The organism is Virgibacillus sp. LDC-1, assembly GCF_030137545.1.
GTDB lineage: Bacteria > Bacillota > Bacilli > Bacillales > Amphibacillaceae > LDC-1.
Genome location: NZ_JARUVL010000015.1, coordinates 50,491 through 75,571, shown reverse-complemented (window position 1 = coordinate 75,571; position 25,081 = coordinate 50,491). Strand labels below are relative to the sequence as shown.

The following is a 25,081-nucleotide window of genomic DNA, read 5'->3' as shown; positions in this document are numbered from 1 at the left end:
GTCGATAAAAGAATGACAGGACAAGGGTTTGGGCATGAAAAGACCCCGAAATCGCAAAAGTATTTTTTAACGAAATCAGGGTCGGACTAGCAAATGTTTATTTTAACTAGCAAGAGATTTTTTTAGTTAGACAGTTTCTTTTTGTAGCAACGCCACTGCTTCAACGTGCATCGATTGTGGGAACATATCAACTGGTTGGACTTCCTTGGTTTTAAAGCCACCGTCCTCTAAGATGCGTAAGTCTCTCGCTAAAGTTGATGGATTACAGGATACATAAACGATCCGCTTCGGCTTCATCGCAATCATTGCCTCTAAAAATGCTGGCTCACAGCCTTTACGTGGTGGATCAACAACGATAACGTCAGGATTCATGCCTGCTTCCTTCCACTTTGGCATCACCTTTTCCGCTTCACCTACCGTGAATTCCGCATTCGCAATCCCATTTATCTTCGCATTCATTTTTGCATCATGGATTGCCTCTGGCACAACCTCGATGCCATATACCTTTTTCGCCTTTTGCGCCATAAATAAGGAAATCGTACCAATCCCGCAATACGCGTCAATGACGACATCGTTTTCACCAACATCCGCATACTGTAATGCTTTTTCATAAAGCTTTTTTGTTTGCGGAGGATTAACCTGGTAAAAGGATTGGGCTGAAATCGCAAAGCGAATATCACCTATCGAATCATAAATATACTCTGCTCCCCATAACACCTTTGTTTTGCGTCCTAGAATCACATTCGTTCGTCGGTTATTGACGTTATGAACAATGGAGGTTACATTCGGATAGGTTTCCGTGAGCTCGCTTACGATTTGTTCTTGATGGGGCAGCTTTTCAGTACGTGTAATGAGCACGACCATCGTTTCATTCGTCTGACTACCTGTTCGCACCATGATATGACGCAGCACACCGCGATCGGATTGCTCATCATAAGCGATTATTCCAAGCTTGTCTGCAATGCGACGGACTGCTTCTACCATGCGATCATTTACCTCATCCTGCACCACACAGGTCGTCATATCTTCAATGATTCGATGGCTACGCATTTGATAAAAGCCTGTCATTAACGTTCCATCCTTTTCACCGACAGGAATGGCTACTTTATTTCGATAGCGCCATGGGTCTTCCATGCCGAACGTTGGATGAACTGGAACATGGTCCAAATGAGCAATTTTACGCATGACATTTTGTACTTGATTCTGCTTCATTTCAAGCTGCATCGCATAACTCATATGCTGAATCTGACATCCGCCACATTTATAAAATACATCACATGGGGGTTCTACTCGATGTGGGCTTGGCTTAATAATGTCAACTAGCTTTCCGAAGCCATAGTTTTTATTGACCTTTATTACCTTTACAGTTGCTTCTTCTCCTGGTAAAGCGTAGGGCACAAATAATGGATAGCCATCTATTTTTCCAACGCCATTTCCTTCATGGGTTAAATCTTCAAAATGCAAGGTAATGGTTTCATTTTTCTTCACCGGTGCTTGGTTTTTTGCCATCTATATCTTCCTTTATCGTTCATTTAATCGCAATATCTCTTATCATAACATGTCTGTTAAAAAGTATGTAGGAGGTTCGTTTTCGAACTAAAATGGAATTCCATTTCGCCATCCTCAATAGAAAAGAAGATTACCGTTCCATCAGTAATCTTCTTGTTTCTCAATAAAAGATTGTGGGACAAAGAATTCAATGTGCTGCTGAAGATTTACAAATTCCCCAGGTAGCAATCCGCCATATTCCCCATCAATATTTAATTGCATTTTTTCCTCTGGCTCTACTTTTATCCGCTTCGCTTTTGTATAAATCAAATGCTTTTCTTCTAAATGCGCCCCGCGTAAAGCAAGCGATGCGATTCGAATAAATTCAGCCAGGTTCGCTTTTTTAAGGATGAGCAAATCAAAATAGCCATCCGTTAAATCTGCGTCTGGTGCTAGCTTCTCAAATCCACCTACTGAGTTCGTATTGGAAATTAAGAACAACATAATGTCCTCCTCGATCACATTGCCATCATATTCAATTCTTGCACGTGTAGGCTTTAGTGATGGAAGCATCTCAATGCCTTTCATATAATAAGCTAGCTGTCCGAGCATCGTTTTCAACTTACTTGGAACTTCATACGTAAGCTCGGTTAGCTTTCCACCACCTGCTATGTTCATGAAATAATGGTCATTTACTTTACCGATGTCAATGAGCATGGAGCCATTCTCTAGGATAACATCTACTGCTTTATTTATTTCCTTCGGGATATGCAAAGCTCTCGCGAAATCATTTGTTGTTCCAACTGGAATAACACCGAGCTTTGGAAGATTAGGCTGTTCTGCCATCCCGTTAATTACTTCGTTTATTGTACCATCTCCACCTGCCGCAACAATAATATCAAAGCCACGCTCTACTGCAACTTTTGCAGCATTAATAGCATCTCCTTCACAGGTTGTCGCATGTGCAGAGGTTTCATATCCAGCTTTTTCAAAGCGTTCTAAAACATTTGGAAGTTCTCTTTTAAAGGCCTCCCGACCAGATGTCGGATTATAAATGATTCGGGCTTTCTTCAAGATAACCCCTCCCCTATTCATAAGATATACAAGGTTCGAGAATCTAGTTTTTATCACACAACACTTATCATATCCCTTTTTATCCTATTTGAAAAGCCATTCGAAAACAAAATTACATTTTCCCCCAGGTAAACGTGATAATCACCCCAAACAAGAAACACTCTACTTCAAGCAGCAGGCATACAAACTGTTTGATAGGCAAAGCCGCCATCCTTGAAAAGATAGCGGCTTCGTTTCCTGCTTGTTATCGTTTATCCATTTCTTGAACAAGGATTTTATTCACCATTGGTGGATTTGCCTGTCCTTTTGTTGCTTTCATTACTTGACCAACGAGAAATCCGAGTGCACGGTCTTTTCCGTTTTTATAATCGATGATCGATTGTTCATTCGCATCGAGAATATTCGTAATGATTTCCGTTAGCTGACCTTCATCAGAAATTTGGACAAGGCCTTTTTCTTTCACGATTTTTTCAGGATCTCCGCCTTTTTCTACAAGCTCTGCGAACACCTTTTTAGCCATTTTTGAGGATATTGTACCGTCCTCCATTAGGTTAATCATTTTTGCCAGACTTGCTGGGGTAATCGCTAGATCATGCAGCTCTTTTAAATGCTTGTTCATATAAGCAGAGATTTCGCCCATAAGCCAGTTTGATACTTGCTTTACGTCTGCCTCTTGATTAATAGCTTCTTCAAAGAAATCTGCCATTTCTTTTGAGCTTGTCATTGCGTCTGCATCATATTCGGACAAGCCGAGCGTATCCATAAAACGCTGTTTGCGTGCATCAGGAAGCTCAGGTATTTCGCTTCGGATGCGTGCTTTCCATGCGTCGTCAATATAAAGTGGCACAAGATCTGGTTCTGGGAAATAACGATAATCATCTGAGCCTTCTTTGACCCGCATTAAAATTGTTTCTTTTGTTTTTTCATCGTAGCGGCGTGTTTCCTGAAGTATTTCTCCACCAGATAATAAAACTTTTTCTTGGCGCTTTTCTTCAAACTCTAAGCCCTTTTGCACAAATGCAAAGGAGTTTAAATTCTTCAATTCTGCCTTTGTACCGAATTCTTTTTGACCGATTGGACGCAAGGAAATATTGGCATCACAGCGCAAGGAGCCTTCCTGCATCTTTACATCGGAAACACCTGTATATTGAATAATGTTCTTTAGCTTTTCTAAATATGCATATGCTTCTTCTGGAGAGCGCATATCCGGCTCGGAAACAATCTCAATTAATGGTGTTCCTTGACGGTTAAAGTCCACGAGGGAATAGCCATCATCACCGTGTGTTAGCTTTCCAGCATCCTCCTCTAAGTGAAGGCGCGTAATTCCGATTCGTTTTTTCTTCCCGTTCACTTCAATTTCAATCCAACCGTTTTCTCCAATCGGCTGATCAAATTGCGAAATTTGATATGCCTTTGGATTGTCTGGATAAAAGTAATTTTTACGGTCAAATTTCGTATGGGTTGCAATGTCACAATTCAATGCCATTGCAGCCTTCATTGCGAAGTTAACTGCTTCTTCGTTAAGCACTGGCAATGTTCCAGGATACCCTAAATCGATTGGATTTACATTTGTATTTGGATCAGCACCAAATGCGTTTGGACTTGGACTAAAAATCTTTGACTGTGTTTTTAGCTCAACATGGACTTCTAAACCAATAATCGTTTCAAAGTTCATTATTTCGCACCTCCTAGCTGAGGCTGTTTCTTATGAAAATCGGTAGCTTGCTCAAATGCATGTGCTGCCCGATAAACAGTTGCTTCATCAAAATGCTTTCCGATAATTTGCAATCCAATTGGTAAGCCTTCTTGTGAGAAACCAGACGGAATCGATATACCTGGGACACCTGCAAGGTTAACTGGAATTGTCAAAATATCGTTTGCGTACATTGTTAATGGATCATCAATCCGCTCACCAATACGAAAAGCGGTAGTTGGGTTTGTTGGCCCCATTACAACATCATATGTTTTAAAAATGTTATCGAAATCTTGTTTAATTAACGTACGTACTTTTTGTGCTTTTTTATAATACGCATCATAATAGCCAGAGCTTAGCGCAAATGTACCGAGCATGATGCGACGCTTTACTTCGTCACCGAAGCCTTCACTTCTAGAAAGCTTAAACATCTCTAGCATGTCCTTTGCTTTTTCAGAACGAATGCCATAGCGAACACCGTCAAAACGTGCAAGATTCGCAGACGCTTCTGAGGAAGAAAGTAAATAGTATGCAGCTACTGCATACTTGGAATGTGGTAAAGATACTTCCTCCCATGTTGCTCCAAGTGATTCATATTTTTTCAGTGCTTGTAATATAGATTCTTTTACCTCCGGATTTACACCTTCCCCAAGATATTCCTTTGGTACCGCAATTTTTAATCCTTTTACATCGCCAGTTAAACTATCCGTATATAGAGGAACATCTATGTTTGCACTTGTTGCATCCATTTTGTCATGGCCAGAAATAACCTCAAGAATACGTGCATTGTCTTCTACCGTCCGTGTAACTGGTCCGATTTGATCTAATGAGGAAGCAAAGGCTACTAAGCCAAAGCGTGATACACGACCATATGTAGGCTTTAATCCCACAACACCACAAAACGAGGCAGGCTGACGAATCGAGCCACCTGTATCCGAACCAAGCGAGAATAACACTTCTCCTGCTGCTACAGCTGCTGCAGAACCACCACTTGATCCTCCTGGAACAAAATCGGTATTCCATGGATTGCGTGTTTTTGCATAGCTGGAATTTTCAGTGGAAGATCCCATCGCAAATTCATCCATATTTAATTTTCCAACTGTAATCATCTTTTCATTGTTTAGCTTTTGTACAACCGTCGCATCATATAGTGGGTCATTAAAGTTGCGCAAAAATTGGCTTGCACATGTAGTACGTAAGCCTTTTGTTACAATGTTATCCTTGATTCCACCTGGAATACCAAACAACTTTTCTGTTTTATCTGTAGCTGCATCTAATTGCTTTGCATAATTACGCGCATTTTCCTCATCCAATGTAATAAATGCCTTTACATCTTCTTCTACGTCATGTATGCGTGCAAAAGCTGTATCAACAAGATCGGTTGCATTGATCTCCTTTTTCTGCAGCTTTTCTTCTAATTCCTTTATACTATGGTTAAATAACGACATGCGAATCCCTCCTTATTCCAAAATTGATGGCACACGAAAATAAGCCGCTTGCTTATCTGGTGCGTTTTTCAACGCTTCCTCTTGTGTTATCCATTCCTTCGGCTCGTCCTTGCGCATCACATTTTTCAGGTCGAGCACATGTGTTGTTGGCTCAACACCTTCTGTATCCAGCTCATTTAGCTGCTCTGCATATGTAATAATCGAACGTAAATGATCGGTAAACATTTCTGCTTCTTCTTCTGTAATCGCAAGTCTAGCAAGATTAGCTACATGCTTTACCTGCTCTTTTGAAATTTCTGCCATACCAAACACCTCCATAATTTACACGGTCTATTTCCTCATAATTTATCATTTATTTCACAAATGGATACAACGAAAGGAAACGATAAAAAACAGTTACAATACTATTGATAATAGCAGATATTGCGGTCTTCAAGCAACTGAATCACTAGGAGAATATTTTTCTAAATTAAAAAAAGAACGTTTATAGTCTGCCTCCATAAAATGAAATTTCAATCCGTGCTATTATGTAATAAATATAATCATAATTACAATAATCATTAATAAATGTTAATGGAGGTCTACTATAGTGAAAAAAGTAGCATATGACGACTATTATAAAGAACAAAACTATTTTGGAAGTCCATATCCAGGTCTCATTAAATTCTTTACTAACTACTATCCTAAGGGAACTGTTCTTGATTTAGGTTGTGGACAAGGAAGAGACTCTTTATTACTTGGAGAAATAGGTTTCAACGTTATAGGAGTCGATCATTCAACTGTTGGGATAAAACAACTCAATAATGAAGCTACAAAGAGACAATTAACGGTTAAAGGGTTGATCAGAGACATCTATGAATTTCCAATAACGAAGAACATCGATTTGATACTGTTAGATTCAATATTACATTTCTATAAAAACGATTTAGAAAAAGAAACGAAATTTGCAAGAAAAATACTGGAAGAGCTTAGAGTAGGTGGAGTTTTTGTGAACTGTATTTTAAAAGGAACAACACGCGAAAGAATTCTGAAAAATATTATACAAGCGTCTCACTTCAAGTGGGAAATTCTAGCTGAATTCTATACTGAGTTTAGTGAGAGTAATACTGAATTCCATCTACTCGCCATAAAAAAGGGGAATTTTATCGAAGCTTCGGACAAACAGGATGATAATTAATGCAATATTAAGGATGAGTTATAAAATAAGGGCAGCAAAAACTGCCCCTAATTTTGTTTATTATTCACCACCAAAGCTCTATTTGCCAGCTTTATCCCGAATATTGCTCGTCTTTTCCGACAAAAAAAGGAGAAACACGTTAGCCGTGCTTCCCCTTCCTTCATTTTCTAGATGAATTCTTTCATCCGTTTTCCTTTCATGCGGTGGTACAAATAAATGCTTATAAATACTAGCAATTCAGAAGCTGGAATCGCTAACCAGATGCCGCTGATGCCCAGAATCGGCGGTAAAATAAGCAAAAAGATTAGCATGACAATGATTTCCCGGGCAGCCGTAATCCAAACTGCCATGCGAATAATTCCGACCGATTGATAATAGGTCATCATCACAAAATTGATCCCTGTAAACAAGTAGGCGATAAAAAATAGCTTTATTCCTGAAACAGCGAGCGTCGAAACAGCCTCAGGAAAATCACCAAAGATAGAAACGATTGGCCCTGCTGCAAACTGTCCGATAAGGAAAAAGAACGCTCCTCCAGCAAATGCAGTAAAAATCGCCTTGCGCATTGTTTCTCTTTTTCGAACATCATTCTTAGCACCATGATAATAGCTAATAAGCGGCTGAATGGCTGCTCCCATTCCAAGAAACATCATAAGCATTACACTATGCACATAGTTTAGAATAGAAAATGCCGCAACACCGTCTGTACCGACAGTTCGCTCAAAAGCGATATTATGGGAAATAGTAAATACCGAAATACCAATCTCCGAAAGAAAGCTAGGAAACCCAATTACAATAATGAGCCAAAACAGCTTTTTTTGGAAAGCAAATCGAACAAGCTTTAAATGACTCGACTTCTTAAAAAAGTGGATTGCCAATACGAAAATCGCTATTATAGAAGCAATGATGGTCGCAAAGGCAGCACCTGCCACACCAAGATTCAGCTTAAATAAAAAGACATAATTAAGAAGAATGTTTGCGACTGCACCAATTACTAAAGCGGCCATCGCTAGATTCGGACCACCATCATTTCGAACAAAAATACTAAATGTGTTTTCAATCGTAAAACAAAAGCCGAATAATAAAATCACAAGGAGATATTCCGAAACATACGGAAACGTGTCTCCATTTGCGCCGAGCATATACGCAAGAGGCTCACGAAATAGAAAGGCAATCAGTCCGATGACAAATGTTAGTAAAAAAATCGAAACGATGGCATGCGAAAAAACAACCTGTGCTTCTTTCGTTTTTTTCGCACCCATTGCCATGGAATATTTAGTAGCTGCTCCAATGCCAATCCAAAGCGAGAGCGCCACGAAAATAGTGTATACCGGGGCAGCAATTCCTACCCCGGCCAACGCCTCTGCTCCTAAGCGGTTACCAACCATGATGCCATCTGCAACGATGTTCACAGCCATTAATAGCATACCAATCATAGAAGGAATTAAATAGCGTAAAAAAACACGCCCAACCGGCTCTGTATCCAATTGATTTAAATTAGAAGATGTTGTTTTCATCCTGTACTTCTCCTCGTTAAGTCTAGTTCCATGACAAGCCCTTGCACAATACCTTCCTCGTCCATCTCACCGTTTTCTCTAAACCCGAACTTTTCATATAAATGCTTTGCTGGCACGTTGTCTGGATATACACTTAAATATATATGATCACAGTGGTAGTGCTCTTTAATTACTTTAATTAACATTGGTAGAAATCGACTTGCATATCCGTTTCCTTGATGATTGCGATCAATCATAAAACGGTCAAGCCATACTCTACCACTAGATTTATCGCGTCCTATCATCGCATAACCGACGAGTATTTCTCTGTCATATAAACCGATTGACTTCCACTGTGGTTCAAATTTTGATTGTGCTAACGAAAATACATTACTTTCAATATAATTCTTTTGATCCTCATTCACAGATAGAGTAGCAATCTCCATCCAATTTTCTGCAGTTACCTCACACATTCGGAGGTCCATAATTCCATCTCGCCTTCTTCATATTTAAAACCTGAAAACTGTTTTCGTTTTATCAGTTTTCACATGGAGGAAAAAAACCGGACAAATATAGCCGGATCCTTCATACATGTTCTTTTTTGATGATACCAAATAATAAAACATCCACGATTTCATCTAATGCTTCTGATACTGTCAAACGATTTTCTAAAAAGAATTGCCGATCGAGTGTTGAGTTTGTCGCATCAATAATGAGCTTGATAAGTAAGGAAACATTATGATTTTCAATCAACCCTTCACGGATACCTTCTTCAATTAACTCACGTAATGCATCCCATTGATTTAATGCTTTATCCACACGAATCCATTGCGTAGGATAAGATTTCTTCATTTGCTCAAGAATTTTCCAATCATAAAATTCATTAAATGACGGAACGACCGTAATTGTTCGCTTTATTTTTTCCAACAGTGTCAATTGCCGATCTTGAATAATTGCATCTGTTTTTTCATCGAATTCGGTTAAAGTAGAATCAATGATTGCATCGAGAATATCTGTCTTAGAAGAAAAATGCTCATAAAGGGTTCGCTTACTTATTCCGAGCCGTTTTGCCAAATCATCCATCGTAAATTTCATCGATTTCGCCTGCGTCTCTTCTATAAAAGCTTGCATTATTCTAGCTTTCATTTATCCTCCTCCTACTCCATGTAAACTATAAAAACAAAAATAGTTTCTTGCGTTTATAAATAGTATACGGCATAACGTAATATGAAGCAACTATGTATGACTTTTATTCTGAAAACAAACCACGAATGCAAAAAAATGAGGCTGGATCAGAACATTAGTATCGCAGTTTAAAAATTGGCTCGGTTTTCCCGCAGGCAAACAAAGGATTCTCACCTATTTTAACTGCTCGATAAAGTCATTTTACATGAATGACTCATGTATTCTTTTCCAGCCTCTTCTTTCGTATTAAATATCTGTTTCCTTATTTTTCTTTTAGTTGCGCTAATGTTTCCTCAAATTCCTCTTTAATTCGTGGATCTGGTGTTCCCAATAAGCTGATAACAATCGTTACGAGCAAGTTTAGAATAAACCCCGGGAAGATTTCATATAATTCGTAAATACCACCCTCTAAAAAATCCCCCCATACAATTACGGTTACCGCGCCGACAATGATTCCTGCTAATGCTCCTGTCCTCGTCGTTCTTTTCCAAAACAGTGCAAGAATAATAATGGGTCCAAAGGCAGCACCAAATCCTGCCCATGCATAGCTAACGAGCTCAAGGACTGAGCTATTTGGATTCATCGCAATCACCGTAGCAATTAAAGCAATAATTAATGTAGCTAAACGACCCATCCATACCAATTCTTTTTCAGATGCATTTTTGCGAAAAATCGCCTTGTAAAAATCTTCTACCACTGCAGATGAAGAGACAAGCAGCTGCGAATCAATGGTGCTCATGACAGCCGATAAAATAGCCGCAAGTAATATCCCTGCTACTACTGGGTGAAACAAGATTTGTGAGAAGGCAATAAATATTTTCTCAGAGTCAGCCAGCATTTGTACCCCATCTTTTGTCACAACATCTATTCCGAATTGACTAAGAATGGAAACATCCTGGGTACTAATAAAGGCCAAGCCAATAAATCCAATAAAAATGGCTCCATATAATCCGAGAATCATCCACGTTGTTCCAATAAAGCGAGCCATCGGCACATCCTTTGGTGAACGAAGCGCCATAAACCGAACGATAATGTGCGGCTGTCCAAAGTATCCTAACCCCCACGCTACGGAAGAAAGGATCGCAATGACACTAACCCCTTTCACCATATTCAGATGACTTGGATTAATGCTACCAACTGCCTGTACCGCTTCATTCCAGCCTCCCATTTGATTAAGGGCTACAATAGGCACGACAATTAATGCGAGAAACATTAAACTGCCTTGGATGAAGTCTGTCCAAGCTACTGCTAAAAATCCTCCTAATAAGGTATACGAAACAACAACAATGGCTCCGATCCATAAAGCGCTTTGGTATGAAAGTCCAAAGGAAGCTTCAAATAATTTAGCTCCTGCAACCATGCCAGAGGATGTATAAAATGTAAAAAATAATAAAATTACAAGTGCGGAAATAACTCGGAGTAAATGTGAATTATCCTTAAATCGATTCGCCAAAAAATCAGGTATCGTAATCGAATTATTCGACACTTCCGTGTAAATGCGCAATCGTTTAGCGACAAATTGCCAGTTCAAATACGCTCCTACAGATAAACCAATCGCCATCCACGCTTCTGAAAGTCCCGAGGCATATATAGCACCTGGTAAGCCTAGTAACAACCAACCACTCATATCAGAAGCACCAGCGCTTAACGCCGCTACACCAGGACCAAGCTTTCTACCACCTAAGACATAATCGGATAAATTGTTCGTTCGACGATACATATAAATTCCGATAAATAACATAACGAGCAAATAAACAATAAACGTAATTAAAGTTGCTTGTGACATGTTTTATTTTCTCCCCCTCGCCACTAATGTAATGAGTGATAATAATATTAATAAGGGCATGGGGACGAATATCCAAAACCATGTCATTCCACTTATTGCATATTCCATGCACAAAACCCCTTCCTTTTATTTTTTTCTTTCGTACCTCCTTTCCTTTAATATCAATTTTATTATTTCTGCATACCATAATAACACAACAATCAGAAAATATTTTACAAATTGAAAATACTTTTTCCCCCTAAAAATTTGCCGCTAATAAAAAAAATGCCTGAAATAGGTTCCACGCTATTTCAGGCCAATCTATCATTTATAGTAATAGGGTAAAAAAACTAATGACAAGCTTGCTACTAATTAAGACTAAAATTCATAAACTGGTTTGCCTACTGAAAAGATACTAGGTTCTGCATCCATTGTTAGATCTACTGGATTATCTTGAGCAAAAAGGAATCCTACTGTTAAAACAGCTCCTAGTGCCATTGAAACGATAAGCTTTTTCATTAATATCCCCCCTTTACAAGTTCACTACATCCTCATAGGTTAAATTCGCGAGTTTATAGTATTTAACAGAGTCTTTATACCTTCCTTGATCCTCGTAATATTTACCGAGCATTTTCGCATAGACGACTAAGTTACCATAGTCCTTTTGCTTTTTCAGATAAGGTATAAATTCCTCTGTAACCAACGCTTGAAATTTCTTATCTTCCCCATCGATTGCAAATTTATAAGTATGAATAATATAGTAATATAATTTATAATGCACGTTATTTTTCCCTAAATCTAAAAGTTCCAATGCTTTATCTATGATTTCTCGTGCCTTATCAAAATTATATATATTATGATATTCTTTGATTAATGACGTAATAGCTAATAATCTTTCATTAAGATTTACTTCCTCATCCTTCGCAACTTCCTCAAAATAATGTATTGCCTCTTCTGTCTCACCCTTTGATGAGTGCAGATAACCAAGATTCTGATTAGATAATTGAATAATTTGTTTACTTTTATTTAGCTCACCAAGATGCTTTGCAAGATTATGATTTTTAATTGCTTTATCATACATTTTCAACCTTCTATACGAAATTCCTAATACGATATGACATTGGGCACAGCGTAAAAAATTATAATTCTTTCTGTAAACATCAATAGCCTTTTCAGCATATTCGATTACTTCCAACGTATTTCTCAATTTGCTATTAGTAATAGCAATTATATAATGTAAATCGGCTATTTCTTCCTCAGGTAATCTCAATAGATCTAGTTTTTCTTCTGCCAACTTATACATTCGCATCGCTTGATTATAGCTCCCACTTGCAGAACTATAATTCCCTTTGAATTTATACCAATAATACTTATGAAGGCTATCAAAGGAACCTGCTAACTCATTTAGATGATTAATCTGATCTAATGCATTTGACATCTCACCTAAGATTAAAAAATACCTAATCTTATGAATTTCAAACATCATTAAACTGTCTGATCTTACTATCCCTAGCAGCTCATTTAATTCTTGGTAGCCTTTCGTAATCTCTTCCTTGTCGTTCACTTCAAAAAGTGAATTATACCATTTTTCACACTTTTCTTTGATGGTAACATCCTTCTCCCCGTCAACTTGGATTCCAAGTCGGGTACAAAGCATGCTAATTACTTCTGGACTAGCCTCGGTTTTCATGTTTTCAATTTTTGACAAGTAGGACATGGAGACAATACCACTCGCTAATTCTTCCTGGGTCATTTCTTGTTTGATGCGCTGCAACTTTATAAATGCACCAATTTCCATCTATATACCCACCTCGTCATTCCACTCATAAATCATTTATCGTCATCTGAGTGTTTATTTATATTTTAACATACTTTCAGATATTTCATATTGGGAAAGTTGAGGGGCTTATATGACGTTAAACCCAATAAAAACTTTCCTACTTTCCTAATCCATGAAAATCAGTCAACCTCTCAGCAGAAAAAAGGCCCCTTTTACCATTTATTTGGATAAAAGAGGCTTTCTACAAAATAAGACTTTTTTCTTAAAACATTTCGGAAGTCGTTTTTCCTTGCATATGCTGAATTAGGTAATCTGGACCACCAGCTTTAGAATCCGTTCCAGACATGTTGAAGCCGCCAAATGGCTGATAACCAACAATTGCTGCCGTACAACCACGGTTAAAGTATAAGTTTCCTACGTGGAAATCTTGACGGGCTTGTTCTAAATGTGCCCGATTATTTGTAATAACAGCACCTGTCAATCCATACTCCGTATTATTAGCAATTTCAATTGCCTCATCAAAATCCTTTGCCTTTGTTAAAGCAACGACAGGACCAAAAATTTCATCTTGCATAATTTTAGCTTGTGGATCTACATCAGCAAATACCGTTGGCTTAATAAACCAACCATTGCTATCGTCTCCCTCACCACCAACAAGAAGCTGTCCTTCTTTTTTACCGATTTCGATATAACTCAAAATCTTATCATATGCAGCTTGGTCAATGACCGGCCCCATAAACAAGTTACTTGGATCAGCTGGGTTACCAACCGTTAATTCTTTTGTCAGCTCGACAACGCGATTCTTCACTTGATCATATACATCGGCATGAATAACGGCACGTGAGCAGGCAGAACATTTCTGACCTGAGAAACCGAATGCAGATTGTACAATCGATTGTGCTGCAAGCTCAAGATCTGCTTCATTATCAACAACAATCGTATCTTTTCCACCCATTTCAATAATCGTACGCTTTAACCATTTTTGCCCTTCATGAACCACTGCAGCACGTTCGAAAATACGTGTACCAACTTGACGTGATCCAGTAAAGCTAACAAAGCGCGTTTTCGGATGGTCTACTAGGAAGTCCCCTACTTCAGAGCCTGGGCCAGGAATGTAGTTAACTACACCTGCTGGCATTCCTGCTTCCTCAAGCACCTCCATGAGCTTATAGGCAATAACTGGTGTTGTGCTCGCTGGCTTTAATAATACGGTATTTCCTGTTACCATTGCAGCAACGGTTGTACCTGCCATAATTGCGAATAAGAAGTTCCAAGGAGAGATTACTAGACCAACTCCTAATGGAATGTAATGAAACTGATTATATTCAATTGGACGACTTTCTACCTCTACACCGTCTTTAATTCTCAACATTTGACGTCCATAATATTCAAGAAAGTCGATTCCTTCTGCTACATCCGCATCTGCTTCTTTCCACGGCTTCCCACCTTCTTTAATAAGATGTGCCGTAAATTCTAGCTTGCGACGACGAACAATAGCAGCAGCACGGAATAAAATATCTGCTCGAAATGTAGGATCAGATTTTCTCCATGTTTTCTCAAACGTTTCACTGGCAACCTGCATCGCTTTTTCTGAAAGCGCTTTATTTGCTTTCGAAACGTAGCCAATAACTTCTGCTTTATTAGCAGGATTCACAACTTTTATTTTTTCATCCGTTGTAATCCGTTCTCCACCAATGATGAGCGGATATTCTTTTCCAAGCTCTGCTTCTACTTTTTTCAAAGCATCTAGCAGCTGCTGCTTATTTTCCTCTACGGTGTAATCTGTAAAAGGCTCATGCTTGTATGGTACTACCATGAAAAAACCCCCTTGAAATTTATCCGGTTTATTCCAGCCATCCATTTTCTTGTTGAACTTCAATATCAATAAAGCATCATAAAAAAACGGAGTGGAATATCCACTCCTTATTTTAACGGAAATAATCATATGCTTCAATGAATCTAGCATATTTCTTCGAATTTAGTGAAAAATATGAACAACCGGATTCTTTTCTCCTGGTTGGCGATAGATTAAGCTTTCCTGCTGGGCACTTGATGTTACATTGATTTCTAGCTCATAATGATCAGGAAAAAGCTCTTTCACCACGCCATACGTATATTGTGTAAAGCCAATAACCTCTGCCTTACCATAAAATTCAATCGGTATATCAATGGTCAGCTTTCTTAATTCCTTATTTATATAAAAACCTTCACCAATTACCCCAACATAGTTCGGAAAGTATTTGGATATTTGATCTGTAAAGCTTTTTATCAGCTGCGCATCATCAAAATATGCTTCGTTCGCCTTGTTTGATGGGAATAATATATGTTCCTCTTGAATCGACTCCCACTTATCGATTGAATTATGTCCCTTTTCCACATAGGTTTTTGCGACAAAGTTTCCTGGTACAGGGGAATCCTGGCTTGCTTCCCGATAAATTGCAATCATAACCGGTACTTTTTCTAAGCCCTCGGTTTTTCTAACCCGTTCTAAAACAGTTTTCGCAATTTTATTCGCTTCTTCCAGCATTTTCTTTTTGGAAATATCCTTATAATAAGGACCACCCGTTTCCGTTGAAAAACGATATACGGACTTCATTGAAATACCAAGCGATAATCCAACTATTTGCACCGTATTATCTTCCTTCTTTTCCAGAAAGTTTTGCTCCAATATATGAGAAAGATATTTAGGGTACTTCTCCTGCAATTCCTTATTTTCCTCATCGGCTATTGCTGGGTTTAATCCGAGCTGTAGCTTTTCTCGAATTCTCTCTTCATTTACTGTCATTTCTGCTTTCTTTAATCGGGCTATCTCTTTCTTTACCGCTTTCTCTAGCTCTTCCTTTGTTAGCTTACGTTCTAACCAATTATAGACGACATCCTTTTTTAAATACTGCCCTTCTTCAAAATAATATTTTTCAGGATCAAAGTATTCTTTGGAATGTCTTCTGAGTCCTTCTTCCATGGAATCGATATCAACTCGATTTGCTAATTGATTGACGATGACACCTCTTGCTTCACTCGGACGGTAAGGAAGAATCATGCGATAATTATTCTTTGATAGCTGATAGCTCGGAACAATTGAAGCTTCTTCCTTTGATTTTTCATTTTGAAGCACTTCATCATCATTAATTTTTGGTGCGCAGCTCGTTACAAATAACAGGATACTTATTAACAAGAACAGTATTTTTTTCACGGTCTTCCCGCTCCTTATTTCCCTTTGATTATTCATCTTATTGCTTCTCTTCTTCGGCTTCCAATATATTTTTCAGCTGTGCCTCATCCCAAATTGGAATGTTAAGCTGTTGTGCTTTTTCATATTTTGAACCAGCTGCTTCACCAGCTACAACAATATCGGTACTTTTACTGACACTGCCGGTTACTTTTCCACCAAGTGCTTCAATGCGTTCTTTTGCCTCTTGACGGGTAAATTGCTCAAGCTTTCCTGTTAACACGATTGTTTTTCCTGAGAATACAGCATCCTCAGCAATGGCTGCTTTTTTAGGACCTTTATACGTCATATTTACACCTAGCTCACGAAGCTCGCTTAGCAAGGTAACAACCTCTTCTTCTGCAAAATATTGAACAACCGCATCGGCCATTTTCTCGCCAATTTCATCCACTGCAATGAGTGCATCATATGTTGCATTTGCAAGCTGGTCCATTGTTTCAAATTCCATCGCTAACGTCTTTGCAGCTTTTGCTCCGATAAATCGAATACCAAGACCAAATAAGAGTTTTTCTAAGGAGTTTTCCTTGGATGCTTCAATAGCCCGTAATAAATTATCTACTGATTTTTCACCCATCCGTTCAAGTGATAATAACGCTTCTCGCTCCAGACGGTAAACATCGGCAATCGTTTGAATCAGTTTTTCACGGAACAACTGGCTAATAACCTTTTCTCCAAGTCCATCAATGTTCATTGCATTCCGAGAAACAAAGTGAATAAGCCCTTCCTGCAATTGCGCAGGACAATTCGGATTCATACAGCGTAAGGCGACTTCTCCATCAAGACGGACAAGCTCACTATCACATGCTGGACACTCCGTTGGCATGGAAAACGGCTGCTCATTCCCTGTTCGTTTTTCTGTAATAACGCGGACAACTTCTGGAATAATATCGCCTGCTTTTTTCACAACAACAGGATCACCAATACGAATGTCTTTTTCACGAATCAGGTCCTCATTATGTAATGAAGCCCGTTGCACGGTCGTACCAGCCACCTTCACTGGATCAAGAATCGCCGTTGGTGTAATTACTCCTGTTCTCCCAACACTTAATTCAATGTCTCGAAGGGTCGTCATTACCTCTTCAGCAGGAAATTTATATGCTATCGCCCAGCGCGGACTTTTTGCAGTGTAGCCAAGCTCCTCCTGCTGTGCAATGTTATCAACTTTTACAACAATGCCATCAATTTCATAATTCAGGTTAGGACGCGCCTCTGTCCAATAGTTTATATAATCGATGACTTCTTCAATCGTGCTGCATTTCTTCCATTCTGGGTTCGTTTTGAAACCTAATTCCTTAAAATAAGTTAAACGTTCACTATGAGAAGCAAGCTGCTTACCCTCCCATTCACCTACACCATACAAAAAAACATCCAGACTGCGGGAGGCTGCAATTTTGGGATCTAATTGACGTAACGATCCAGCAGCAGCATTGCGCGGATTCGCAAAAAGCTCCTCCCCATTTTCTTCCCGTGCTTTATTCAGTTTTAAAAAGGATTGATGCGGCATATAGGCTTCGCCACGCACTTCGATTGTATGCTTATCCTTTATCGATAAAGGAATACTATTGATTGTACGTAAATTGCTCGTAATATCTTCACCGACTGTCCCGTCCCCACGGGTAGAACCTTGAACAAATTGCCCATTTTCATAACGTAAGGATACCGCTAAGCCATCAATTTTCAATTCACAAACATACGTAGGAGGCGTATCGGTTCCTTGACTAGCTCGACGCGCAAAATCGTGCAAATCCTGTTCGTTAAATGCATTACCAAGACTAAGCATTGGGATCGAATGCTCTACTTTTGTAAATCCTTCTAACGGCTTATCCCCTACTCGCTGTGTAGGTGAATCAGCTGTTATTAGTTCTGGAAAAGCTTCCTCCAGCTGCCGCAGCTCCTGTAGCTTTTCATCATATTCTGCATCAGGAACAGTTGGCTTATCGAGCACATGGTACTCGTAGCTATATTGATTTAATACCTCTCGTAATGCTTGGATTTTTTCCTGTGCTTGTTGTTTGTCCACCAGCAAGCACCTCCCTACTGTTTCGTTATTGGAGCAAATTTAGCAAGCAAACGCTTGATTCCTGTTGGGGCAGGAAAAGCTACATCAAGCTCCATTCCTTCGCCTTCTCCCTGTACCTTCACAACCGTTCCGACACCCCACTTTTTATGTGCTGCTTTATCACCGGGCTGCCATGTTTCGCTTTCTGCACCTGTTGTTGTTTGGAGTTTTTGCGCTTTTCGCTTTAATGAAGCAGGCTGTCCCTGCGTTCTTCGATTTGCAAAAGCATTTCCAAACATTGTTGTTCGTGCTTGTTCGATTCCATCCATGAGCTCTTCAGGGATTTCATTAATGAATCGACTAATTGGATTCATATTTGTTCTTCCATATAAGGTACGCATTTTTGCGTGTGTAAGAAATAACTTTTGTTCTGCTCTTGTTATTCCAACATAAGCAAGTCGGCGTTCTTCCTCCATCTCGTCGTCATCAAATAACGAACGACTATGTGGGAATACATTTTCCTCCATCCCAATTAAGAATACGACTGGGAATTCCAATCCTTTCGCTGCGTGTAATGTCATCAATGTTATTTTTTCGTTATTATCAGGATCTGCTTCGTCGACCCGATCAATATCCGCAATTAAAGCAAGGTCTGTTAAAAAGGCAATTAATGTTTTGTCGGCCGCGTTTTTTTCGAAATCCTGAGTAACCGTCATAAATTCCTCAAGGTTTTCTAAACGACTTTGTGCTTCAATTGTCCGTTCGTTTTTCAGCATTTCTTCATAGCCAGAGCGGGTTAATACAGCTTCTACCATGTCGGTTGCTGTTAAAAATTCTTGTTGCTCATGGAGTGTTCGAATAAGGTCACCAAACGCTGCGAGCGCATTTGCCGCCTTTTTCGATACACCGGTAAAATCAACTTCCTTTACTGCATCATAAAACGAAATCCCGTGTTCCATTGCATAAACCCGCAAACGATCGATAGAGGTTTTTCCAACCCCGCGCTTTGGCTCGTTCACTACTCGTTCAAAGCTAATGTCATCATCTGGATTCGTAATTAATCGTAAATACGCAATCATGTCTTTAATCTCTTTACGATCGTAGAATTTCGTGCCACCAACCATTTGATAGCTTACACCTGATTTAACAAACGTATCCTCAATTGCACGTGATTGCGCGTTTGTTCGATATAATATCGCGATATCGCTCGGCTTATAGCCTTCTTCTCGAACTAATGCTTGGATTTTATCTGTTACGTAAAGCGCTTCTTCCTGTTCCGTTGCGCCTTGGAAATACGTAATTTTTTGTCCATCCGGGTTTTCTGTCCACAGATTTTTCGGCTTGCGACTAGAATTATTGCTGATTACTTTATTTGCCGCCTGTAATATAGACTTCGTCGAGCGATAATTTTGCTCGAGAAAAATCGATTGTGCAGCTGGATAGTCTTTTTCAAAGGTAAGAATGTTCGTAATATCGGCTCCTCGCCAACGATAAATAGACTGGTCAGAGTCCCCAACCACACAAATGTTTTGAAAACGACTGGCAAGCTGTTTTACTAAATAATATTGTGCATGGTTCGTATCTTGATACTCATCCACATGAATGTATTGAAAGCGTCGCTGATAATATTCCAAAACCTCTGGCACACGTTGAAACAAGTGAATCGTCTGCATGATTAAATCATCAAAATCCAGTGACTGGTTTTTTCGTAATATTTTTTGATAAGCAGTGTACACGTTGGAAACCTGCCGATTATAAAAATCGCCAACCTGTTCTGCAAATTTTTCTGGTGTTACTAGCTCATTTTTAGCCGCACTAATTTGTCCGAGCATTGCACGCGGATCAAATTTTTTCGGATCAATATTCAAATTCTTTAATACTTGCTTTACAACAGAAAGCTGATCACCACTATCCAAAATTGTAAAGTTACGATTATAACCGATGCGATCGATATCTCTTCGCAGTATCCGTACACACATCGAGTGAAAGGTTGATACCCACATATATTCACTTTCAGGGCCTACTAATCTCCCGACCCTGTCTTTCATTTCACGCGCTGCTTTGTTCGTAAAGGTAATCGCCAAAATATTCCGAGGCGCGACACCCTTCTCTTCCATCAAATAAGCAATGCGGTGTGTTAGAACTCGCGTTTTTCCACTTCCTGCACCTGCCATAATTAAGAGCGGTCCATCTGTATGCTTTACCGCTTCAAGTTGTTGTTTATTTAGTCCTTTTAATAAATCATTTGTTGCTGGACTCATTATTGCTCACCACCCAAAAAATTGTTCAATCTCTATCTAACTGTATGCAACTATTTAATCTATTTCACTGCATCTACTGTTCGGATTGCTTCCTCAAAGTTCGTGTACAGGCTATTTCCTACAATAATCACATCCGCATGCTGCTTCATTTCTTTCGCCTGTTCCACACTTTCGATCCCACCACCATAAAATAGCAATGTCTCCTCAAGCTGACCTTTTACTTTTTCAACGAGCTGCGGATCACCATATGTACCGCTATATTCCATATAAAATATCGGTAAATGAAATACATTCTCTACCATATAAGCATACGCTTCTACATCCATTTCATTAGGGAGCGTACAATTTGTTGTCGTAAAGGCTTTCGCCGATTCATTTAGAATACAATAGCCTTCGACAAATATTTCATTCCAATCCATGATATCCTTATATTGCTTAATGGCTTCATGCTGGATATCCATCATCCATTTTTTCTCTGTGCTATTCAATACCATCGGGATAAAATAATGATCAAACCCCGGGGTAATCATTTCCATATTCGAAACCTCTAATATACACGGAACCGTATAGCGTCGGATGCTTGATAATAAATCGAGCACATTGTCCAATGTAACATCATCTGTTCCACCGACAATAATCGCATCTGTACCTGACTCACATACCCGCTCCAGCTGTTCATCAGAAATTTCCTTTGCTGGATCTAGCTTAAACATATGCTTCCATTCATTTTTAATTGTATACAAAGGACTAAACCTCCATTATCATAATCCATTAGTTTATTATAGCAAAAATCGGTAGGGGAAAATAAGGAGAACCAAAAGTTTTTTCGAATACCTCTTCTAGATTACGATTTAGCGAGGTCTATCTATTGGCTTTTATTCAGAACCAAACGATAAGGGGCAGCTCATAAGCCTTGCATGACTTATGGGTTGCCCCTCCATTATTTTTCTTTCTTTTTTTTCATACGATCGAGAACCATTTTATACCCGTCACTACCATAATTAATACATCTGCGCACCCGGGATATCGTAGCAGTGGATGCTTTTGTTTCTTTTTCGATGACACTATATGTTTGTCCTTCGGTTAGCATTTTGGCAACCTGAAGCCGCTGAGAAATCGAATGGATTTCACTCATCGTCGCAATATCATCAAAAAAGCGATAGCATTCTTCTCGATCCTTTAATGAGAGAATCGCATCAAAAAGCTGATCTAGCTGTTCCCCTCGTAACTTATCAATTTGCATATAAGACGCCTCCTGCACTACTCATTTGAAACATGTACAGACTGTTCCAATCCAGGGCTTGACGGAATAACATTAATCCATGTTTTTCCTGGTACGAATCCGACAGGCTGTCCATCCTTTATTGGTAGAATTCGGCCATTTCGATTTTCCCATTGCAGCTTCTGAAGCTTTCCTTTTTGTAGTAAGTATGCTTCTCCACCTGATTCGATGTCAACTGCTCGTCTACCATCATCATCAATGATTTCATGATGCGTTTGGATAATAAATACGTTGTCTGCTTGAATGGCTTCCTTTGTTTCTAATTCTACGGTTTGTTCACGATCATTCGAGCGATTATATTTCCCACTTGCTTCATCATAATCATATTCTACAATTTCCATTGGATTTGTTGAATAGACAATTTCAACATGTGCTGCTTGCTCACCCTCAAGCGCACTTATTCCATCCTTCGTTAAAAACGGCAATGACTCATAATTCCGTTTCATATCGTAACCCTTTTCTTCTGCAACATCGACTACTGCATCAAACTGTAAATAGGAATTATGCGGTGCTTTTCGGAAGCTTTCGCGCTTAAAAAGATGTCCGTCATTATCATAATACGCACCATTTAAATGCTCAATTCCGCGTGTCTTAATCATGTCATCCACAAATCGAGCAGCACCATGATAAATATAAAGTGCATCATAGCCATTTGCCAACTCAAAATAGTATTCTCTTGCGCTTCGAACTGGCCCCACAACCTCTGGCTGCTCACTTTGGAATAATGCTAAAAAACGTGTGATTTTTCCTTCTGCTAATATTTCAAAAACGATATCCGCTTTTGATAATCCCGTTTGTGGTCTTGCATTGGAATGATTGTTTACCATCACACCAACAATTCGTTGATCCACTTTTTCATTTGTTCCAATCCCAGTTAACGGATACACATCCTTAGGTGCTTGAGACTTTTCCGAAACCTTATTCTCTCTGTCTTCATTGTCTTCTGCTTTTTGATCGTCCTTGGAGCATGCTGTCAATGCAAATACCGTAATAGCAACTACGAATAAAATTGATACCCATTTTTTCATTTCCCCAACACCTTCTACTAAAGTTGATTTTTTAATTCTATGTTATTTTTTTATCAAATAAGCCTCGCTTGATTGTCGTTTAATTTTCAGGGATAAATGCACACACGCTTCCTAAAAAAATCTATCGTATCTACAAGAGCTTATTTAAATCAGTAGGGAGTTTTAACGGACGCTATTTCAAGGATTCTCACCCTTTTTCAACCGCTTGATCATAAAAAAACTGTTTCCCCAGCTTCGCTTCTGCAAATGAAGTAAAAGCAAATAACAGAAGCTAGACTAATTGAATAGCTCAGCTTCTATTATATGCTATCGCATCGTAGCTGGGAAGAGGACAGCTTTTTTCTTTATATCCATAATCCCTTGCTGGGTAATACGAATATAAGGCAAATGCGTAGAGGATAAAAATAAGATACTATATATCGGATCAGCAAATGGATAACCAAATGCTTCTAAATGCTGCTTCAACTCTTTTTCCTTGGCAATTAATGCTTCCATTCCCCCATCAAACATAACCCCACCTAGTGTAAGTGGAATTTCGATAAGCACCTCTCCTTGATGCACAACAACAATTCCTCCACCAATCGCTTTCATTCTTTTCCAAGCGAGAAGGAGATCTGGCTTACTCTTGCCAATAAAGACAATATCACCTGTTGTAGAATACGAGCTAGCAATTGCTCCTAGACGGTTTGTAAATCCTTTTATTGTCGTATTAACGCGCCACTTTCCTTCCCTGTCCAAAAGAAGTAAAAAAGCATCTTGTCGGTTATCTGGCAGAATATCTGGCGTGAGATCTGTTTGAATCACATATGGCTTCATAATAACGTCATTCACCATCTCTAATCCAAGTGGTAATGAGAATTGTAAATCATGTATTGTAAGATCCCAATCCACGGCAAATGAATCGATCCCATAATCTTGCCAATCTATCGTTAGTGCACGCTCCACTTCTTCGCCATTTCGAACAAGCCATTTTCCTTTTGCGATGACATCTACCGGGTGTGGATTATCCTTCGCCGCTAACATATTTATATGTGCGACGCGTCCAGGAGCGATGCTGCCGAGCTGTTCTTCCATTCGTAAATGCTTTGCCGCGTTAAAGGAAGCCATTCGATACGCTTCTTCAACTGGCAGCCCATTTTCAATTGCAATTTCAATACAAACATTTAATAATCCACGTTCATAAAAAGCAGGTGTTGCCCCATCTGTTGTCATTGTCAGATGGTCAAAGGTCGTCAGCTGCTCTTGTAGCATTTCAGAAATAAGCTTTGGCAGGTCAGGTCGAATAGAAGAATAGCGTAAGCCAACCTCATAACCGAGCTGCAGTCTTTTGACAATATCCTTTCCAGAGATAGACTCATGATCCCCACTCGCCCCTAAAAGCTTTAGCTTTGTTAATGTTTCTTCTGATGCCCCTGGAAAATGGCCTTCAACTGGTTTGCCAAGTCGCTTTGTTTCTTGAATCCAATACAGTAACCGATCATCACCATTTAAGAGATTTGGCCATGAAGTAAGCTCTCCTCCTTGCAGTACAGCAGGATGTGCTAACCAATCAAGGACAGTTCTCGTATTAAACAGCTTTTCCTCATCCTGTAAAGCAGTTTGCGAATCATATCGCGCCCACCAATACATCGATATTGGTAGCTTTTGAAACGCATCCAATAAAGAAAACGCTTTCTTGTCATCCATTAAAAAATGCCACATTAAGCTATCACTAACAAGGGTTGTGGTACCAAATTTAGCGGCATGATATGCAAGTTCTTCTGGATTATATAATTGGAAGGGATGTGCATGTGGTTCAATATACCCTGGAACAAGATACTTACCTGTACAATCCACGATTTCTGTTCCTTGTTGCTGAGATGGCATTGCATCACCTACGTATACAATCCGTTCATCATAAATCCAAATATTAGCCTCTAGCCATGCTTTCGTATACATATTTAAATAAACAGCATTTGTGAGAACTAATGTCGGAGATGTGATCCCATCTAAAACGCTAACATGCTTTCGTAATTCTCGATTTCTCCAATTCCAATTCTCCATCATAAAACAACTCTCCAGTGATTTTTGTGATTTTTTCTAGTTTAACACACTTTATGCTTTTACACTGTAAAGTTTTGAAGAATGAAAGTAAACTTTTTGTGACAAATTGCGGAATCTCTTTTCTTTCCTAAAA

The 25,081-nt window shown here is 39.1% G+C and carries 20 protein-coding genes; 1 reads left to right on the top strand and 19 read right to left on the bottom strand.

The features are described from left to right. Positions 1–126: 126 nt before the first annotated feature. From rlmD to gatC, 5 genes are all read right to left on the bottom strand, one after another. Entirely contained in the window at positions 127–1,509 is a 1,383-nt protein-coding gene (rlmD, locus tag QBK89_RS12445) for a 23S rRNA (uracil(1939)-C(5))-methyltransferase RlmD (RefSeq protein WP_284141383.1), read from the bottom strand. A gap of 141 nt (positions 1,510–1,650) precedes the next feature. Then, the gene (locus tag QBK89_RS12440) at positions 1,651–2,562 is read right to left on the bottom strand and encodes a diacylglycerol kinase (protein WP_284141382.1); all 912 of its coding nucleotides are present in this window, start codon (positions 2,560–2,562) and stop codon (positions 1,651–1,653) included. Between the two features lie 244 nt (positions 2,563–2,806). Continuing rightward, the gene (gene gatB, locus QBK89_RS12435; protein WP_284141381.1) at positions 2,807–4,237 is read right to left on the bottom strand and encodes an Asp-tRNA(Asn)/Glu-tRNA(Gln) amidotransferase subunit GatB; all 1,431 of its coding nucleotides are present in this window, start codon (positions 4,235–4,237) and stop codon (positions 2,807–2,809) included. After that, a complete protein-coding gene (gene gatA / locus QBK89_RS12430) occupies positions 4,237–5,703 on the bottom strand; it encodes an Asp-tRNA(Asn)/Glu-tRNA(Gln) amidotransferase subunit GatA (RefSeq protein WP_284141380.1) in 1,467 nt (488 codons plus the stop codon). The genes gatB and gatA overlap by 1 nt, the downstream gene beginning before the upstream one ends. A 12-nt stretch (positions 5,704–5,715) precedes the next feature. After that, positions 5,716–6,006 (bottom strand): Asp-tRNA(Asn)/Glu-tRNA(Gln) amidotransferase subunit GatC, encoded by a 291-nt coding sequence (gene gatC / locus QBK89_RS12425; RefSeq protein ID WP_284141379.1) that lies wholly within the window; start codon positions 6,004–6,006, stop codon positions 5,716–5,718. Positions 6,007–6,292: 286 nt separating this feature from the next. On the opposite strand from gatC, the gene QBK89_RS12420 reads away from it, so the two are divergent. Next, complete coding sequence (locus tag QBK89_RS12420; RefSeq protein WP_284141378.1) at positions 6,293–6,880, top strand: class I SAM-dependent methyltransferase; 588 nt, start codon at positions 6,293–6,295, stop codon at positions 6,878–6,880. A gap of 167 nt (positions 6,881–7,047) precedes the next feature. On the opposite strand, the gene QBK89_RS12415 is transcribed toward QBK89_RS12420, so the two are convergent. The 14 genes from QBK89_RS12415 to QBK89_RS12350 form a co-directional block, all read right to left on the bottom strand. After that, entirely contained in the window at positions 7,048–8,397 is a 1,350-nt protein-coding gene (locus tag QBK89_RS12415) for an MATE family efflux transporter (protein WP_284141377.1), read from the bottom strand. Next, positions 8,394–8,861 carry a GNAT family N-acetyltransferase gene (locus tag QBK89_RS12410; RefSeq protein ID WP_284141376.1) on the bottom strand — a complete coding sequence of 156 codons (468 nt, stop codon included), beginning with the start codon at positions 8,859–8,861 and terminating at the stop codon, positions 8,394–8,396. The genes QBK89_RS12415 and QBK89_RS12410 overlap by 4 nt, the downstream gene beginning before the upstream one ends. Positions 8,862–8,961: 100 nt before the next feature. Then, positions 8,962–9,522, bottom strand: a complete 561-nt coding sequence (locus QBK89_RS12405; RefSeq protein WP_284141375.1) for a TetR/AcrR family transcriptional regulator — start codon at positions 9,520–9,522, stop codon at positions 8,962–8,964. 301 nt (positions 9,523–9,823) lie between these two features. Continuing rightward, positions 9,824–11,347 (bottom strand): sodium/proline symporter PutP, encoded by a 1,524-nt coding sequence (putP, locus tag QBK89_RS12400; protein ID WP_284141374.1) that lies wholly within the window; start codon positions 11,345–11,347, stop codon positions 9,824–9,826. Between the two features lie 357 nt (positions 11,348–11,704). After that, positions 11,705–11,845 (bottom strand): hypothetical protein, encoded by a 141-nt coding sequence (locus tag QBK89_RS12395; RefSeq protein ID WP_284141373.1) that lies wholly within the window; start codon positions 11,843–11,845, stop codon positions 11,705–11,707. A gap of 13 nt (positions 11,846–11,858) precedes the next feature. Continuing rightward, positions 11,859–13,124 (bottom strand): helix-turn-helix domain-containing protein, encoded by a 1,266-nt coding sequence (locus QBK89_RS12390; RefSeq protein WP_284141372.1) that lies wholly within the window; start codon positions 13,122–13,124, stop codon positions 11,859–11,861. Positions 13,125–13,368: 244 nt separating this feature from the next. After that, positions 13,369–14,922 (bottom strand): L-glutamate gamma-semialdehyde dehydrogenase, encoded by a 1,554-nt coding sequence (gene pruA, locus QBK89_RS12385; protein WP_284141371.1) that lies wholly within the window; start codon positions 14,920–14,922, stop codon positions 13,369–13,371. Between the two features lie 162 nt (positions 14,923–15,084). Next, positions 15,085–16,299 carry a CamS family sex pheromone protein gene (locus QBK89_RS12380; protein WP_284141370.1) on the bottom strand — a complete coding sequence of 405 codons (1,215 nt, stop codon included), beginning with the start codon at positions 16,297–16,299 and terminating at the stop codon, positions 15,085–15,087. Between the two features lie 37 nt (positions 16,300–16,336). Beyond that, a complete protein-coding gene (gene ligA, locus QBK89_RS12375; RefSeq protein WP_284141369.1) occupies positions 16,337–18,355 on the bottom strand; it encodes an NAD-dependent DNA ligase LigA in 2,019 nt (672 codons plus the stop codon). A gap of 14 nt (positions 18,356–18,369) precedes the next feature. After that, complete coding sequence (gene pcrA, locus QBK89_RS12370) at positions 18,370–20,595, bottom strand: DNA helicase PcrA (protein ID WP_284141368.1); 2,226 nt, start codon at positions 20,593–20,595, stop codon at positions 18,370–18,372. A 59-nt stretch (positions 20,596–20,654) separates the two neighbouring features. Then, complete coding sequence (gene pcrB, locus QBK89_RS12365; RefSeq protein WP_443089780.1) at positions 20,655–21,338, bottom strand: heptaprenylglyceryl phosphate synthase; 684 nt, start codon at positions 21,336–21,338, stop codon at positions 20,655–20,657. Positions 21,339–21,535: 197 nt separating this feature from the next. Further along, positions 21,536–21,838, bottom strand: a complete 303-nt coding sequence (locus QBK89_RS12360; RefSeq protein WP_284141367.1) for a YerC/YecD family TrpR-related protein — start codon at positions 21,836–21,838, stop codon at positions 21,536–21,538. A gap of 17 nt (positions 21,839–21,855) precedes the next feature. Further along, positions 21,856–22,905 (bottom strand): DUF3048 domain-containing protein, encoded by a 1,050-nt coding sequence (locus QBK89_RS12355; RefSeq protein WP_284141366.1) that lies wholly within the window; start codon positions 22,903–22,905, stop codon positions 21,856–21,858. 306 nt (positions 22,906–23,211) lie between these two features. Beyond that, complete coding sequence (locus tag QBK89_RS12350; protein WP_284141365.1) at positions 23,212–24,951, bottom strand: adenine deaminase C-terminal domain-containing protein; 1,740 nt, start codon at positions 24,949–24,951, stop codon at positions 23,212–23,214. Positions 24,952–25,081 lie beyond the last annotated feature (130 nt).

What these genes read in the sequence shown, in the direction of transcription:
- QBK89_RS12415 (WP_284141377.1), bottom strand. Translation starts at nt 8,397, where the DNA reads ATGAAAACAACATCTTCTAATTTAAATCAATTGGATACAGAGCCGGTT.
- QBK89_RS12350 (WP_284141365.1), bottom strand. Translation starts at nt 24,951, where the DNA reads ATGATGGAGAATTGGAATTGGAGAAATCGAGAATTACGAAAGCATGTT.
- QBK89_RS12355 (WP_284141366.1), bottom strand. Translation starts at nt 22,905, where the DNA reads ATGAAAAAATGGGTATCAATTTTATTCGTAGTTGCTATTACGGTATTT.
- QBK89_RS12360 (WP_284141367.1), bottom strand. Translation starts at nt 21,838, where the DNA reads ATGCAAATTGATAAGTTACGAGGGGAACAGCTAGATCAGCTTTTTGAT.
- QBK89_RS12395 (WP_284141373.1), bottom strand. Translation starts at nt 11,845, where the DNA reads ATGAAAAAGCTTATCGTTTCAATGGCACTAGGAGCTGTTTTAACAGTA.
- QBK89_RS12405 (WP_284141375.1), bottom strand. Translation starts at nt 9,522, where the DNA reads ATGAAAGCTAGAATAATGCAAGCTTTTATAGAAGAGACGCAGGCGAAA.
- putP (WP_284141374.1), bottom strand. Translation starts at nt 11,347, where the DNA reads ATGTCACAAGCAACTTTAATTACGTTTATTGTTTATTTGCTCGTTATG.
- pruA (WP_284141371.1), bottom strand. Translation starts at nt 14,922, where the DNA reads ATGGTAGTACCATACAAGCATGAGCCTTTTACAGATTACACCGTAGAG.
- QBK89_RS12390 (WP_284141372.1), bottom strand. Translation starts at nt 13,124, where the DNA reads ATGGAAATTGGTGCATTTATAAAGTTGCAGCGCATCAAACAAGAAATG.
- gatA (WP_284141380.1), bottom strand. Translation starts at nt 5,703, where the DNA reads ATGTCGTTATTTAACCATAGTATAAAGGAATTAGAAGAAAAGCTGCAG.
- QBK89_RS12410 (WP_284141376.1), bottom strand. Translation starts at nt 8,861, where the DNA reads ATGGACCTCCGAATGTGTGAGGTAACTGCAGAAAATTGGATGGAGATT.
- pcrA (WP_284141368.1), bottom strand. Translation starts at nt 20,595, where the DNA reads ATGAGTCCAGCAACAAATGATTTATTAAAAGGACTAAATAAACAACAA.
- gatB (WP_284141381.1), bottom strand. Translation starts at nt 4,237, where the DNA reads ATGAACTTTGAAACGATTATTGGTTTAGAAGTCCATGTTGAGCTAAAA.
- gatC (WP_284141379.1), bottom strand. Translation starts at nt 6,006, where the DNA reads ATGGCAGAAATTTCAAAAGAGCAGGTAAAGCATGTAGCTAATCTTGCT.
- rlmD (WP_284141383.1), bottom strand. Translation starts at nt 1,509, where the DNA reads ATGGCAAAAAACCAAGCACCGGTGAAGAAAAATGAAACCATTACCTTG.